This is a genomic window from Arthrobacter sp. H14 (assembly GCF_000520495.1).
Lineage (GTDB): Bacteria > Actinomycetota > Actinomycetes > Actinomycetales > Micrococcaceae > Arthrobacter_C.
In genome coordinates this window covers 28,276-42,459 of record NZ_KI914643.1, presented here as the reverse complement: position 1 = coordinate 42,459, position 14,184 = coordinate 28,276, and the positions used below count along the sequence as shown (strand labels likewise).

Genomic DNA, 14,184 nt, shown 5'->3' with positions numbered 1-14,184 from the left:
TGTGCGCCCGACAGGATTCGAACCTACAACCTTCTGATCCGTAGTCAGATGCTCTATCCGTTGAGCTACGGGCGCATGACCCTCGCGGGCCGTAGACCACTTTAGCGTGTTTCGATATTCGTTGCGAATCGCCCGTTTGGTTGAAGCTTGAGCGCAGCTTGACCCGAGCTATTGCTATACCGGTCTAGGTGACCTTTATCACATCCACTGCTGCCATCAGGTAGCCAAAACCGCGACAATCCGCGGAACGGCAGCGTCCAGTATACCGCCGCTACATGAAGATCCCCATTCCGCCCGCATTACGGACCAATAGCATTTAGTCACACCACAGACCCAAGGAAGGGAAGAGTCATGGGCGATGCTGCGCGTCAACTTCTGATGGAAGATTCCGCTGAGCCAACTGCGACACCGCAGACTGTGCAAGATGCTCTCAATAATGCGCCTACGACTCATGCAGGGCTGCTTGAGTGGGTGCGCGAGACTGCGCAATTGACCAAGCCGGAGACTATCTACTGGGTCAACGGTACTGAAGAAGAGTATGCGCGGCTTACGGGCCATTTGGTTGATGCCGGAACACTGACCCGGCTGAACCCGGACACCTTCCCCAACTCGTTTGCGGCCTTCTCCGACCCCAAGGACGTTGCCAGGGTCGAAGAGCAGACCTTTATCTGCTCGGCGAACAAGCACGACGCCGGTTTCACCAATAACTGGATGGATCCTGCCGAGATGGAGATCAAGCTTAACAGCTTGTTCGATGGTTCCATGCGCGGACGGACCATGTACGTGATCCCGTTTGTTATGGGCCACCTCGATGCCAAGGATCCGAAATTCGGCGTCGAAATCACCGACAGTGCATACGTGGTCGCGTCAATGCGGATCATGGCCCGTATCGGCACTGACGTATTGAACAGAATGACGGAGTTGGACGCGTTCTACGTTCCTGCCCTGCATTCGGTCGGAGCTCCGCTTGAACCCGGCGAGGAGGACGTCCAGTGGCCGTGCAATGAGGACAAGTGGATTGTGCACTTCCCCGAGGAGCGCTCCATCTGGTCCTATGGTTCCGGCTATGGCGGTAATGCCCTGCTCGGCAAGAAATGCTACGCGCTGCGCATCGCCTCCGTAATGGCCCACGATGAGGGCTGGCTCGCCGAGCACATGCTGATCCTCAAGTTAACCAGCCCGGAGAACAAGACGTACTACATCTCCGCGGCGTTCCCCTCTGCCTGCGGCAAGACCAACCTGGCCCTGCTCGATCCGACCCTTGAGGGATGGCACGTCGAAACACTTGGCGATGACATCACCTGGATGCGTTTCGGCGACAACGGCGAAATCCGTGCCATCAACCCGGAGGCCGGCCTCTTTGGTGTCGCACCGGGCACCGGCTGGGGCACCAATCCCAATGCGATGCGCGCCATCGTGAAGGGCAACTCCATCTTCACCAACGTGGCATTGACCGACGACGGCGGTGTCTGGTGGGAGGGCATGTCCAAGGAAACCCCGGATCACCTGATCGACTGGCAGGGCGATGACTGGACGCCGGAAATGGACCACCCGGCAGCACACCCGAATTCCCGGTTCTGCACCCCGATCGACCAGATCGACATGCTCGCCGAGGAATACAACGACCCCGATGGTGTTCCCATCTCGGCCATCCTGTTCGGCGGCCGGCGCAAGACCACCGTCCCGCTCGTGACCGAGGCGCGTGACTGGACAAACGGCATTTTCATGGGGTCGACATTGTCCTCGGAAACCACCGCCGCAGCTTCCGGCCAGGTCGGTGTCGTCCGCCGCGATCCGATGGCGATGCTGCCCTTCATCGGTTATGACGCCGGCGATTACCTCAAGCACTGGATCAAACTCAGCGGAGCCGCCAACCAGGAGCTGCTGCCGAAGATCTTCCTCGTCAACTGGTTCCGCAGGGATGCCGACGGCGGATTCCTGTGGCCTGGCTTCAGCGAGAACACGCGGGTGCTGAAGTGGGTGATCGATCGGATCGAAGGAACCGCAGAGGCGGCCGAGACGCCGATCGGCTACGTGCCGGCACCGGGTTCGCTGGACATCGAAGGGCTTGGGATCAGCCAGGAGCAGATCGACGCAGCCGTGGCGGTCAAACCGGAGGAGTGGGGGCCCGAACTTGAAGGTATCGAGCAGTGGTACGAGCGCTTTGGCGACTCGCTGCCGGATGGTCTGCGCGACCAGCTGGCGCAGTTGAAGGAACGGTTCGCGAGCTAGGACCTTCCCAGCCGAAACCGCCTGAAGTGTGCAGTGCCCTTCCCATTATGGGAGGGGCATTGCCTGCTTAAGGGAAGATTGAAGACCGAGGTACCCGCAGCCATCACTGGGAGAGGACCCAATGGAGCACCTCAGCCAATTCGCACGCGAATTCCTCAAGGCGCTCAGGAACCTCCTGCCCATCGTGGCCGTCGTCGTGATTTTCCAACTGCTGGTGTTCCGTTCGATGCCGGACGATCCGCTGAACCTTGTGGCGGGGCTGCTGATTGTTGGCTTGGGCATTGCCCTGTTTCTGCAGGGGCTGGACCTGAGCGTTTTTCCGGTCGGCAAGAACCTGGCCAACCAGTTCGTCCGGCGCGGAGCACTTGGATTGCTGTTGCCCTTCGGGTTCGCCATCGGTTTCGCCGCCTCGATAGCGGAGCCCGCGGTTATCGCCGTCGCACAGCAAGCGCAGTTCGTCAGCGACGGGCGGATTAACGCAATGACCCTGCGCCTTGTTATTGCCGTATCGGTCGGCCTGGTCCTCGTCCTGGGAATCATGCGGGTGCTGCGGGGCTGGCCGGTCCACAAACTGCTGATTGCCGGATATGGGCTGGTGCTGGCGCTCAGTTATGCCGCCCCCGAGGAGATCATTGGCCTTGCTTACGATTCAGGCGGAGTCACAACCAACATCGTCAGTGTTCCGTTGATTGCCGCTATCGGTCTTGGACTGGCCAATTCCATCCGGGGCCGCAGCCAGCTGGCAGATGGTTTTGGTCTGGTGGCGCTCTGCGTCATGGTTCCCATGATCGGCGTCCAGCTGTACGGCATTTGGGTTTACAATTTTGGCGGTGGTGGCACGGTGCCGGGGGTGGAGGCCGGGGAAGATCCACCGCTCTCGGTGATCAGTGCCATCCTTGGCTTGGCCGAGACGCTCCGGGAGGTTCTGCCCATGGTGGCCGTGGTCCTCTTCTTCCAGTACGTTGCTCTCCGACGACGATTGTCCCACCCGTTGAGAGTCGCCGTCGGTTTCATTATGGTCGTCGTCGGACTGTACGCCTTCGTCGTCGGGCTCAAGCTCGGGCTGTTTCCGCTGGGAAGAGTAATGGCGGAGCAGCTGATCGAGCAGGGCATGCCAGCCCTTATCCTGCTCTTCGCCCTGCTCATCGGTTTTGCCACCACCATGGCCGAACCTGCTCTGCTGGCGATCGGCGAACAGGCTCACGAGGCGTCCCCCGGAAGGATCAGTGCCGTCGGCATCCGGCTCATTGTCGCTGTTGGGGTGGCGCTCGGCATCGGCTTCGGCGTGTACCGCATTCTTGTTGGTGGGCCCTTCCATTACTTCATCATGGCCGCCTACGTGATAGCGCTCGTGCTGATGTTCTTTGCGCCCAAGTACATCGTCGCCCTGGCCTTCGATCTTGGCGGGGTCACGACGTCGGAAATCACGGTGCCGCTGGTCACCGCGCTCGGTCTCGGCCTGGCCACTGCGATCGACGGACGCGATGCGTTGATTGACGGTTTCGGATTGATCGCATTCGCCTCCATCTTTCCCGTGATCTCCGTTCTGATCTATGCCATCATGATGGAGAGATTTCCTCGGCTTCGGAAGGAAGCATCGTGAAATTCACCGCCATCGTCGTCATCGCCCCTGATGACTATGAAGACAAGGCGATTGAGTACGCCCAACGGGCCGGCGCCACTGGCGTAACCATTCTGGTCGGCAAAGGCATCGGCGGTGAAGCGAAAAAGTCATTCCTCGGGCTGACCTTTGAAGGAACACAGTCCGTGCTGCTGATGGTGGTCGGACGGCACCTAACCGCTCCGATCCTCAAGGCGCTGCACCCGCTGCTGGTGAAGGGGACCGAATCGCGGGGTCTTGCCTTCGCTATTCCGATTGAACATCTGACCGGGATCGACTTGCGCCAGGTGGGCAAATTCGAAGACTATCTGCGCCACGAGGACGACTGAAGCTGGCCCGGAGCACTTACCAGGAGGAAAGAGATGCTCACTGTAAAAGATGTCATGGTTCCGAAGGTCGTCACCATCTCCCCTTACAGCACCCTGCGCGAGGCGATATCCGCCATGAAGGAGCGTCAGGTTAAGAGCCTCGTGGTTGAAGGGCAGCACCCACATGATGCCTATGGGCTGCTGACCTACAGCGAACTTTTGCATAGCGTAGTCGCGGAAGAAGGAGATATGGATCTCCTCAATGTCTACGATGCGGCCACGATCCCCGCGATCACCGTCGGCGCAGAGTTGTCCTTGCGTCAAGCCGCGACGCTGATGAGCCGATACCACCTCAACCGGCTCGTGGTCGTCGAGGGCAACCAGCTGGTCGGACTGCTGGCCATGAATGACATCCTGGCCCGGCTGATGGAGGACATGCTGTGACGGTCAAGAAAACGATTGGATAGGCATTGAATATAAATAGGGCCGTAAATAGTATTTCCCTTTCATAATGTAACTCCCTAAGATGCTTAGATGGACATCCGGCATCTGCGCTACTTCATAGCGGTGGCTGAACACCGTCATTTCGGGCGGGCAGCGGCCATGCTGAATATTGCCCAGCCGCCGTTGTCGCAACAGATCCGGCAGCTGGAGCAGGAGCTCGGGACGAAGTTGTTCAACCGCACCACCCGCAAGGTCGCACTGACCGAGGCGGGGGAGCTACTGCTGGAACGCGGCAGGCGCATCGTGGAAGAGCTTCAAACCTTGGAAAACGATGTTCGACAGGTCGGCGGCGGTGTCCAGGGCATCCTGCGGGTCGGCTTCACCGGCTCAGCCACTTACGGGTTGATGCCCCAGGTGGTGCGCCATGCCAAAGAAGAACTGCCGGGTCTCGCACTGAAGATCCGGGGCGAGCAGTTGACGCCACAACTCGTTTCCAGCCTGCTGGAGTACCGTCTCGATGTGGCGGTCCTGCGCCCGCCGGTGCGCACGGCGGAGCTTGAAGTCAGCGTTATCGGCAAGGACCCGCTGGTCGTGGTGCTTCCGGCCGATTCGCGGCTGGCGGAATACGAGGTGCTCAGCCTTGAGCAGCTGGAGGAAGAATCCTTCGTCAGCTATCCAAGCGATTCGGCCGTGGCGGAAACGGCCATTGACGCCTGCCGGCAAGCGGGCTTCTACCCCCGGATCGTGCAGGAAGCCAGCGAGACGTCGGCGCTGCTTTCCTTCGTGGCCGCCGGTGCGGGAGTCGCGCTGGTGCCTGCGACGGCGACCACTTTTGCCATCAACAACGTCGTCATCCGTGAACTGGCAGATGCGCCGGAGGTGGAGTTGGCCGTGGCCTGGCGCCGCGGGTCCGATTCGGCCCTGCTGCGCAACTTCGTCTCCCTGATCGAGAACATCAATAAGAAGGACACCGATTCGTGAAGATCGCAAAACTGGAAGCCATTCCCTACTCGATTCCGTACCGTAAGCCGCTGAAGTTCGCCAGCGGTGAGGTCGAGGCAGCAGAGCATGTGCTCATCCGGGTGACTACCGACGACGGCGTGACCGGCATTGCCGATACACCCCCGCGTCCGTATACCTATGGCGAGACCCAGGCGTCGATTGTCGCCGTCGTCGACCAAATTTTTGGCCCGTCGCTTCTGGGCCTGGACCCGCTGGACCGGGAGAAAATCCACGCCAAGCTGAACCGGACCGTGCACAACAATACGGCCAAGGGCGGAATCGACATTGCGGTATGGGACATTATCGGCCAGCTTGCCGGTCTGCCCGTGTCCTCGATGTTGGGCGGATTCACCGACGGCATGCGGGTCTCGCACATGCTTGGTTTTGCGGAGTCGCAGAAGCTGCTGGACGAGGCGCTGAGAATGCGCGACCAGTACGGTATCGACACCTTCAAGCTCAAGGTTGGACGCCGGCCGATCGGCCTCGACATCGAAGCTTGCCACGTGCTGCGGGACGGGTTGGGGCAGGAGACCGAAATCTACCTGGATGCCAACCGCGGCTGGACGGCCAACGAGGCGATGGAGGTACTGCGGCAGACCGACGGGCTGGGCCTGTCACTGCTTGAAGAGCCGTGCGATGCGAAGGAGGCGATGAGCCGCAAGCGCCTCGTCGAGAAGTCTCCGATTCCGGTCGTCGGCGACGAGAGCGTGCCCACCGCCGGTGATGTTTCGCGTGAACTTCTGGCCGGGGGCTGCAATGCCATCAGCATCAAGACGGCACGCAGCGGCTTTACCGAAGCCCAGCGGATCCTGTCACTGTGCGAGGGACTGGGGGTCGACGTCGTAATTGGGAACCAGATCGACACCCAGATCGGAACACTCGCGTCGGTAACCTTCGGATCGGCCTTTGAAGCCACGACCCGCCGGGCTGGAGAGCTGTCCAACTTTCTGGATATGAGTGACGACCTGCTGGCCGATCCGCTGCTGATCCAGGACGGGCGGATCAATGCCCGGGAGGTTCCCGGCGTCGGGGCCGCGATCGACGAGGAGAAGCTGGCCAGGTACCGGCAGGACCAGTAGAGCCGGTCAGGCGGAGCCGCGGGTCAGGTAGAGCAGGGGCCAGGCAGGGTCAAAGGTCAGGTCTTCTCGGCGTCGGCGTCGGTATCGGCGTCCGGGCGGTAGCGGGCGGCCAGTTCACCGCGTGACCGGATGCCGAATTTCCCGTAGATCCTGGTCAGGTGGTACTGGATCGTCTTGACCGTGACGTAAAGGTCCCGGACCACCTCTTTGTTGCTTTTGCCTTGTGCCACCAGGTTGGCCACGGCTTGCTCCTGGGCGGTCAGCGACACCGGATCGGAATCATCCCTGCGGGCAATATCGACTCCGCTGGCTTTGAGCTCCCGGTTGCAGCGGTCCACGTAGGCCTGTGCGCCCAGAAAACCGAAGGCGTCCCCCGCGGCGTGCAGCAGTCCGGCGGCTTCGGCCCGTTTGCCCGCCCGCCGCAAGGTCATGCCGTAGGCGAACTGTACACGTGCCCGCAGGTACGGCAGCGACACGGGCTCCAGTTGGGCCAGCGCATGGTCGAAACTCTGCCTGGCGTCCTCGAGAAGACCCTGGGCCCCGAGGATCCGGCCCCTGACGTAGGCCATCCGAGCGGCCGCGGAACGATGTCCGCGCTCTGAGGCATGCTGCTCGTAAGGGCTGATGAAATCGCTGGCTTCAGCAACCCGCTCGGTCATCACGAGCGCATTGGCGTAGGTATCGTGCCACGGCCAGAAAGCTGACTCGTCCGCTCCCGGGGACAGCTTTACCAGTGGTTCCAAAGCGCGTACGACGGCGGGATAGTCGCCTTGCGCTTCGGCGTACTGGGCTTGCGCCAGCCGCGCGGGAATCAGCATGGTGACGTAGCTCTGGTCGCTCGCGCGGGCCTTCTCCATATGCATCTTGGCCAGCTCCCAATTTCCCCGCAGGGCATGGACCTGGGTCGCCGTCCAGTGAACCAGCGGGCGGATCAGGTCCATGTCGGCCGTTTCCAGCTGCCGCTCGGCCTCCTCGACAGTGCGGATTGCCGCGTCCCAGTCGCCGAGCACAAACTGTGTACGGGCGAGCCAGGCCTGCGCCCACAGCGAGATCCGCATGGAGCCGGCGGCGTATTCGGTGGGAACGGCGGCCTCGAGCTCATTGCGCGCGGCCTGCGGATCATCGAAAGCAAGGTGCGCCCAGCCGTACCCCAACTGGACGCGTTGTGTCTGCGCGCCTTCCGGGACCCGGGCGGCTACCCGCGCGTAGTGTTCGAATGCCTCCGCCCGCTTGCCCATTGCCACCAGCCCCAGTCCGGCAATCGCCTCTGCCTCCACGCCGGGAGGGCTGCCTGGTTCTGCCAAAGCCACGGTGGTGCGCGACCATTCAACGAGTTCCGGCCCGTTCCATTGGGCCAAGGCGTGCAGCACATAACGCTGCGCCACCACGGCGGCGGTGGCTGGATCGGCCGAACGGTCGCAGCTGTCCCAGGCGTTGGACAGGAATGTCTCCGCGGCCGCCCGCCGGCCACGCATTATTGCCGCATAACCAAGCACAGTATCGCGGGCCGCGCTGGGGGCAAGGCTTTCGACTTCCGGCAGGAAGGTCATGGCCTCCGGCAGTTGGCCGGCGCCGATCAGGGCGTCCACCGCGTGCAGCAACCGGTTCTGCTGGAGGGACTTTTCGGTACTGAGCCGTGCGGAGGTAATCAGCGCCCGTGCCGTCTGGGACCACTGACCGGTGGCGGCCTTGGCGTTGGCCAGTGCTTCGAACTCCGCCGCCAACTGCGCGTTCTGCAATGGCGAAGCCGCGGCACGGTGGTTGAGCCGTTGTTCGGTGGAAAGAGCCAGCTGTGCAGCATGCCGGTGCAGCTCAGCCCGGCGGGTGTGGCTCAACTGAGTGTAGACAGCGGCCCTGACCAGCGGCTCATTGAAGGTCAACATTTGCCGTTCGCCGCCGCCAAAACTGGCCAGTATTCCTGCCTGCTGCGCCTCGTCCAGGGCCGCGAGGGAATCCGGCGTCCCGGCAAGGGCGGCCACATCGGCGAAGGGAATGGTTTTGCCCAGCACCGAGGCAGCTTCCGCCAGCGCCCGTCCGGCGGCGCCGCAGTGGGCCAGACGGGTCCTCACCTCCGCAGCGAATACCCGTGGTGCGGGCAGGTCCGGCTGCCACTGCTGCCAGATCTCCGGCGGCAGTTCGGTCAGCAGCTGCCGCGTGTACAAGGGATTTCCCAATGTATGGGCGGCCAAATGGTGCGCACCGGGAATGGTCAGCTCAATCCCGGCGGCAGCCATGGCGAGATCGCGGATCTGTGCGCCGGTCAGCGGATTGACCCTGATGACTGTGTTTTGGTGTCCGGCCAGGAAACGCTGAGCAGCCGCACTGATGTTGACCCTGTGTTCGTCGCTCACGGTGACGACCGTCATCACCCGCTCCTTGTGCAGCCGGCGGACCATGTAGGACAGGGCGCGGATGGAGGCTGGGTCTGCCCACTGCAAATCGTCGACGACGACGGCGACCGGAGCGCTCTGCTGCAGCTGCTGCACTAGTTCCAGCAACCGCCGGCCAACCTTCATGGCGTTGCGTGCGGAATCTGCTTCGCCGCCGTTGGGGCCGTCGTCCGGCCGGTCCACGGTCGGGACGACGCTGTTAAAGCCTGCGCCGCCCGGTCCAACGCCGTCGGGTCCGGACAACGGGGCATCCGCCCTGCCTCGGACCAACTGCTCGACAACCGCGAACGGCTCAACCGATTCCCACTCGACCCCGAAGCCGCTCAGGATCTGCAATGAGTCGTGTTGCGCGAAGAAGTTCTCCAGCAGGGCGGACTTTCCAATTCCGGACGGTCCTTCAACGATGACCATCGCTGACTGCCCTTGAGCAGCCAGCGCCAACCGGAGGTCCAACTCAGCGAGCTCTCGCCCGCGGCCGTTGAACCCCTGGAAATTGGAATCGCCGCTCATCGCCTTACTGTAACCGCCGTCGTTATCCGAGGTCACCTCCGGCTACGGGCAGCACGGTACCGGTGATGTAGGACGCCTCGTCGGAAGCGAGGAAGAGGATCGCCCCGGCCTGCTCCTCGAGCGTCCCGTACCGTTTCAGCAGGGACGAATCGACAGTCTGGTCGACAACCTGCTGGTACCACTCTTTTTCCTGGGCGTCTTCCGCCGAAGGGCCGCGTGCGACCTTCCGTTGCGGTGCTTCGGTTCCGCCCGGTGCCGTGGCAACAACCCGGATGCCGTGTCCGGCGTACTCCAGGGCCAAGGATGCAGTCAAGGCATTGACCCCGCCCTTAGCGGCCGAGTACGGAACACGGTTGATCCCGCGCGTCGCCACGGATGAAACATTGACGATGACGGCGCTGTCCGCTTCCAGCAGATGCGGCAGCGCCGCACGGCAGCACCACAAGGTCGGAAAGAGCGACCGCTGGATTTCGGCCTGGATCTGCTCGGGCTCGTATTCGGCGTACGGACGGGCCCAAATGGTCCCGCCGACGTTATTGATAACGCCGTCGATCCGGCCGAACCGCTCCCGTGCCGCCGCCATCGCAGCAGCGGCGCCCTCGTACTGTTCCAGATCGGCGATGACGGAATCGGCTTCACCGCCCGCATCACGCAGGTCCGCGGCGACCTGGTGGACCAGCTCAGACCGGTCCACCAGCATCACCGTGGCTTGCTCCGCGGACAACCGGCGGGCAACGGTCAGGCCGATACCCTGGACGGCTCCAGTGACAACAAATACCTTTCCGGCGAAGCGTTCCGCGGTGAGGACGCTCATGCGGCTGCGGGCTCTTCCACGACGGCGAGGGCGAACTTCTCAGAGTAGAAGTTTGCCGGTTCGATACCCTCGGACTTGAGGTAGCCCTTGACCGCCTCGACCATGGGAGGCGGACCGCACAGATAGACGTCGTAGTCGCCGTCGTTCACGTGCTCGGGCTTGATCAGCGAGGTGACGTAGCCCTTGTTCGGGGCGCTGCTCTCCGGATCGGCAACGCAGTAATCGAAGGTGAGATTGTCGATCCCGCCGGCGTAGTGCTCCAGCTTCTCCATCCCGACCAGGTCCACATCGGTGGTCACCCCGTAGATGAGGTGGATCGGGTGGGCGGGTGCCGTCGTCGTCATTTTTTCCAGCATGGATAACAGAGGCGCCAATCCGGTGCCGCCGGCCAGCAGCAGGGCCGGGCGCTTGATGTCCCTCAGGAAGAAGCTCCCCATCGGACCGGTGAGTTCAAGCTGATCGCCCACCTGCGCGCGGTCCCGCAGATAACCGGACATGGCGCCGCCGTCGGTGATGCGGACCAGGAACGAGATGTGCTTCTCATCCGGACCGGTGCTGAAGGAATAGCTGCGTTCGACGTGGGCACCGGGCACGCCGATGTTGACGTACTGGCCGGAGAGGAATGACAGCGTCTCGCGGTCCTCCACTTCGAGCGTAAAGCCGATCGTGGTGTCCGAGTAATGCTGGACGTCGCTGACCGTGGCGGCGAACTTGCCCGCCGCCGTCTTGGCCGCCTGAGACGTCGTCGGGATCTGCAGGACCAGGTCGCTTTCGGGCACCACCTGGCATGGCAGGCAGTAACCTGCTTCCGCTTCTTCTTCGGTCAGGGCGTCGTCGATGTACTCGCCGCCGTCGTACGTGCCGGACTCGCAGAAGGCCTTGCAGGTTCCGCAGGCACCGTCAGCGCAGTCAAAGGGAATGTTGATGCGTGCCTTGTACGCTGCCTCGACCACGCTTTGCATCGGGTCGACCTTGATGAATCGGGTAATCCCGTCTTCGAAGCCCAGGGCTACGTTGTGGCTCATAAGACTTCTCCTTTCTCTTCTGACGTGCCGGATTAGATGTGGTAGATGTCCACGACGTGGTGGATGTAGTCGTTCTTGAGTACAACCTTCTTGCTGGTGATCAACGGCTGCGTGCCTGAGCAGTCGACGGTGTAGAAGGATGTGCCGAAGTAGGTGTCGACAGTTTTGTAGCGGTAGTAGAGCGTGAACCAGTTGAACCGGATATCCACCACATCGCCGCGTTGCTCGAGGATTTCGACATTGGTGATGTTATGGCCGGTGCGCGGTTCCGGAATGCTGGTCGCGGCCGAACGGTCGGTCTTGATCCGGAAGACGCGGTCTTCGAGCCCGCCCCGGTTGGAGTAGTAGATCAACGAGATCTCGCGCTGGGGGTCTTCGGTCAACTCATCGTTGTCGTCCCAGGCCGGCATCCAGAATTCGGCTTCGGGGTGGTAGCAGTCGATCCACTGGTCGAACTGCCGGTCATCGAGGAACCGGGCCTCACGGTAGAGGAACTCGCGGATGCCCTCGAGGGTCACGGTGCGGGGTTCAGTCAGGGTTTCTGCTGTCATGGCTGTACCTTCTTTCTGCTTTTCGGACCGGTTGTTCAGCTGCAGGGGGTGGCTGGGGCTTTTTCCTTGCCCGCACCGGCCCGAACAGCTGCTTCCTCGGCTTCCTCCTGCGCAATGGCCGCCTGCATGGTCTGTTGCCAGTAGCTGTGCTGGATGGGGTAAAGGCCTTCATCTTCAGTCTTGACGCCGGAGGCGATCGGGTTCATGCCAAGTGCCTCGGCCTGCTCGTCGGGCCCGGTGATCTGGTGCGTGGCCCCGCGGGACATGTCGTTCCAGGAGGCGGATTCAGCCAGGAAGGTCTTCTGGCAGGAGCGGAACTCCTCGAGGTCGTCCGGGGTGGCCATGCCGGTGGCGTTGAAGAAGTCTTCGTATTGGCGGATCCGGTTGGCCCGGGATTCGTCGCTTTCGCCCTTTGGTGCGATGCAGTAGATCGTGACTTCGGTCTGGTCCACGGAGATGGGGTTCAGGTGGCGGATCTGCGAGCTGAACTGGTCCATCAGGTACACGTTCGGATACAGGCACAGGTTGCGGGACACATTGATCATAAAGTTGGCCATGACTTCGCCATACTTCTCGACCAGCTCTTCGCGGCGGTCGAACAACGGGCGGTTCGCCGGGTTGGACCATTCCTGCCAGAGCAACAGGTGACCGTGCTCAAAGGAGTAGAACCCGCCCTTTTGCTGGCCCCATTTGCCTGCGTCCATCGTCTTGGTGTCGTTGGTGGACTCACCGGAATCACGGCGGCCCTGGGTGGCGGCATAGTTCCAGTGCACGGAAGAGACGTGATAGCCGTCAGCTCCGTTTTCGGCCTGCACCTTCCAGTTGCCGTCATAGGTGTAGGTGGAGGCGCCTCGCAGCACCTCCAGGCCCTCGGGGGACTGGTTGACCATGGAGTCGATGATCTTGGTGGTGTCGCCCAGGTGCTCGTCAAGCGGTTTGACGTCCGGGTTCAACGAGCCAAAGAGGAAGCCGCGGTAGCTCTCGAAGCGGGCGACCTTGGTCAGGTCATGGGAACCTTCTTTATTGAACTGCTCCGGGTATCCGCCGCCGCGTGCGTTCTTCGCCTTGAGGAGTTTCCCGCTGTTGTTGAAGGTCCAGCCGTGGAAGGGGCAGGTGAAGTTCGTGCGGTTGTCCGTCTTGCGCCGGCAGAGCATCGCGCCGCGGTGGCTGCATGCGTTGATGATGGCGTTGAGCTCGTTGTCCTTGTTGCGGGTGATGACGATTGGCGAACGGCCAATATTGGTGGTGAAGTAATCACCCACGTTGGGTATTTGGCTTTCGTGCGCCAGGTAGATCCAGTTGCCTTCGAAGATGTGCTTCATCTCCAGCTCGAAGATTTCCTCGTCGGTGAAAATCTTGCGGTTGACGCGGTAGATGCCGTTGTCGGGCTCTTCGACTACGGCTTCGTCAACAGTGCTTCGGACGTCATCAAGTGTCTCAGTCATCCGTCTCTCCTTCGTGTGTTTGCAGTCACAGCGTCGCTGAGGTCTGGAGGACACCTTTCCAGTAAGTGCGCCTCGTCACACTAGGCATGACCCTAGGACTGCCCTAGGCATTTTTTAGTATGTTTTCCATATCAATCAGATGTTAAAAGCTATTTGTTGATACTTAATGTGTGGGGTTAGGCTGAATCCATTAGCGACGCACGTCACAGGCATCCAGTAGACCGTGATGCCGCGAACGAGCGGCCCAGTACACCCCGATCGGGGAAAGGCCGCAAAACAGACAACAACCCTGACGGTGAATGACCTGTGGGGAAGGAACGGAGTAAGAGTCATGACTACATCGACTGACGAGGCCAAGGCCAGCGAGTCCGGCCAGAACGCCACTGAACGCTACTTTGAAAACCACAAAGTAAATGTAGAGACGCCCAAGGAACGGGTCAGCCTGCTGGCCGGTGAAGTGCTCTCGGCGATCTATGACACCATCCGCAAGCACGACGTGACCTATGACGAGTATCAGGCCGTCAAGGGATGGTTGATCCAGGTGGGGCTCGACGGCGAATGGCCGCTGTTCATGGACGTCTGGATCGAACATGTTGTGGAAGAGGTGGCAACCTCGGACCGCGAAGGTTCCAAGGGGACCATCGAGGGTCCGTACTACGTGGCCGACGCTCCGGAGCTTCCCGCGGAAACCACCTTGCCGATGCGTGAGGATGAGCCGGGTACGCCGCTCTTGTTCCAGGGCCAGGTCACCAATGTGGCAGCG

Annotated in this window: 12 protein-coding genes and 1 tRNA gene; 7 read left to right on the top strand and 6 right to left on the bottom strand. The window is 61.6% G+C overall.

Annotation, left to right across the window (positions count from 1 at the left end; translation table 11 throughout):
- Positions 1-2 precede the first annotated feature (2 nt).
- Positions 3-75: transfer RNA gene (locus Y707_RS0107550), tRNA-Arg, on the bottom strand.
- 303 nt (positions 76-378) lie between these two features.
- Between Y707_RS0107550 and Y707_RS0107545 the strand changes: the two genes are divergently transcribed.
- The 6 genes from Y707_RS0107545 (at position 379) to Y707_RS0107520 (ending at position 6,686) form a co-directional block, all read left to right on the top strand.
- Positions 379-2,232 (top strand): phosphoenolpyruvate carboxykinase (GTP), encoded by a 1,854-nt coding sequence (locus Y707_RS0107545; protein WP_051441760.1) that lies wholly within the window; start codon positions 379-381, stop codon positions 2,230-2,232.
- 121 nt (positions 2,233-2,353) lie between these two features.
- Complete coding sequence (locus tag Y707_RS0107540; RefSeq protein WP_026534611.1) at positions 2,354-3,835, top strand: DUF1538 domain-containing protein; 1,482 nt, start codon at positions 2,354-2,356, stop codon at positions 3,833-3,835.
- A complete protein-coding gene (locus Y707_RS0107535) occupies positions 3,832-4,182 on the top strand; it encodes a hypothetical protein (RefSeq protein WP_026534610.1) in 351 nt (116 codons plus the stop codon). The genes Y707_RS0107540 and Y707_RS0107535 overlap by 4 nt, the downstream gene beginning before the upstream one ends.
- Positions 4,183-4,215: 33 nt before the next feature.
- Positions 4,216-4,605, top strand: coding sequence for a CBS domain-containing protein (locus tag Y707_RS0107530; RefSeq protein ID WP_026534609.1), 390 nt, complete (start codon positions 4,216-4,218; stop codon positions 4,603-4,605).
- Between the two features lie 90 nt (positions 4,606-4,695).
- Positions 4,696-5,586, top strand: a complete 891-nt coding sequence (locus tag Y707_RS0107525; protein ID WP_026534608.1) for a LysR family transcriptional regulator — start codon at positions 4,696-4,698, stop codon at positions 5,584-5,586.
- Complete coding sequence (locus Y707_RS0107520) at positions 5,583-6,686, top strand: mandelate racemase/muconate lactonizing enzyme family protein (RefSeq protein ID WP_026534607.1); 1,104 nt, start codon at positions 5,583-5,585, stop codon at positions 6,684-6,686. The genes Y707_RS0107525 and Y707_RS0107520 overlap by 4 nt, the downstream gene beginning before the upstream one ends.
- A gap of 56 nt (positions 6,687-6,742) precedes the next feature.
- On the opposite strand, the gene Y707_RS24325 is transcribed toward Y707_RS0107520, so the two are convergent.
- From Y707_RS24325 to benA, 5 genes are read right to left on the bottom strand one after another with little or no spacing between them, the layout of a single operon-like run.
- A complete protein-coding gene (locus tag Y707_RS24325; protein WP_035780800.1) occupies positions 6,743-9,586 on the bottom strand; it encodes a helix-turn-helix transcriptional regulator in 2,844 nt (947 codons plus the stop codon).
- A gap of 22 nt (positions 9,587-9,608) precedes the next feature.
- Complete coding sequence (locus Y707_RS0107510; RefSeq protein WP_026534606.1) at positions 9,609-10,400, bottom strand: 1,6-dihydroxycyclohexa-2,4-diene-1-carboxylate dehydrogenase; 792 nt, start codon at positions 10,398-10,400, stop codon at positions 9,609-9,611.
- Positions 10,397-11,425: a benzoate 1,2-dioxygenase electron transfer component BenC gene (benC, locus tag Y707_RS0107505; protein WP_026534605.1), complete on the bottom strand. Its 1,029-nt coding sequence runs from the start codon at positions 11,423-11,425 to the stop codon at positions 10,397-10,399. The genes Y707_RS0107510 and benC overlap by 4 nt, the downstream gene beginning before the upstream one ends.
- A 32-nt stretch (positions 11,426-11,457) precedes the next feature.
- Positions 11,458-11,976, bottom strand: a complete 519-nt coding sequence (benB, locus tag Y707_RS0107500) for a benzoate 1,2-dioxygenase small subunit (protein ID WP_051441756.1) — start codon at positions 11,974-11,976, stop codon at positions 11,458-11,460.
- Between the two features lie 35 nt (positions 11,977-12,011).
- The gene (benA, locus tag Y707_RS0107495; protein ID WP_026534603.1) at positions 12,012-13,421 is read right to left on the bottom strand and encodes a benzoate 1,2-dioxygenase large subunit; all 1,410 of its coding nucleotides are present in this window, start codon (positions 13,419-13,421) and stop codon (positions 12,012-12,014) included.
- A 331-nt stretch (positions 13,422-13,752) separates the two neighbouring features.
- On the opposite strand from benA, the gene Y707_RS24320 reads away from it, so the two are divergent.
- The coding region (locus Y707_RS24320) for a dioxygenase (RefSeq protein WP_275451197.1) at positions 13,753-14,184 on the top strand (432 nt) is incomplete at its 3' end.

Bases quoted from the DNA above. Each gene is read 5' to 3' on its own strand.
- Y707_RS0107545 (WP_051441760.1), top strand. From the start codon at position 379: ATGGAAGATTCCGCTGAGCCAACTGCGACACCGCAGACTGTGCAAGAT.
- Y707_RS0107540 (WP_026534611.1), top strand. From the start codon at position 2,354: ATGGAGCACCTCAGCCAATTCGCACGCGAATTCCTCAAGGCGCTCAGG.
- Y707_RS0107530 (WP_026534609.1), top strand. From the start codon at position 4,216: ATGCTCACTGTAAAAGATGTCATGGTTCCGAAGGTCGTCACCATCTCC.
- Y707_RS0107525 (WP_026534608.1), top strand. From the start codon at position 4,696: ATGGACATCCGGCATCTGCGCTACTTCATAGCGGTGGCTGAACACCGT.
- Y707_RS24325 (WP_035780800.1), bottom strand. From the start codon at position 9,586: ATGAGCGGCGATTCCAATTTCCAGGGGTTCAACGGCCGCGGGCGAGAG.
- Y707_RS0107510 (WP_026534606.1), bottom strand. From the start codon at position 10,400: ATGAGCGTCCTCACCGCGGAACGCTTCGCCGGAAAGGTATTTGTTGTC.
- benC (WP_026534605.1), bottom strand. From the start codon at position 11,425: ATGAGCCACAACGTAGCCCTGGGCTTCGAAGACGGGATTACCCGATTC.
- benB (WP_051441756.1), bottom strand. From the start codon at position 11,976: ATGACAGCAGAAACCCTGACTGAACCCCGCACCGTGACCCTCGAGGGC.
- benA (WP_026534603.1), bottom strand. From the start codon at position 13,421: ATGACTGAGACACTTGATGACGTCCGAAGCACTGTTGACGAAGCCGTA.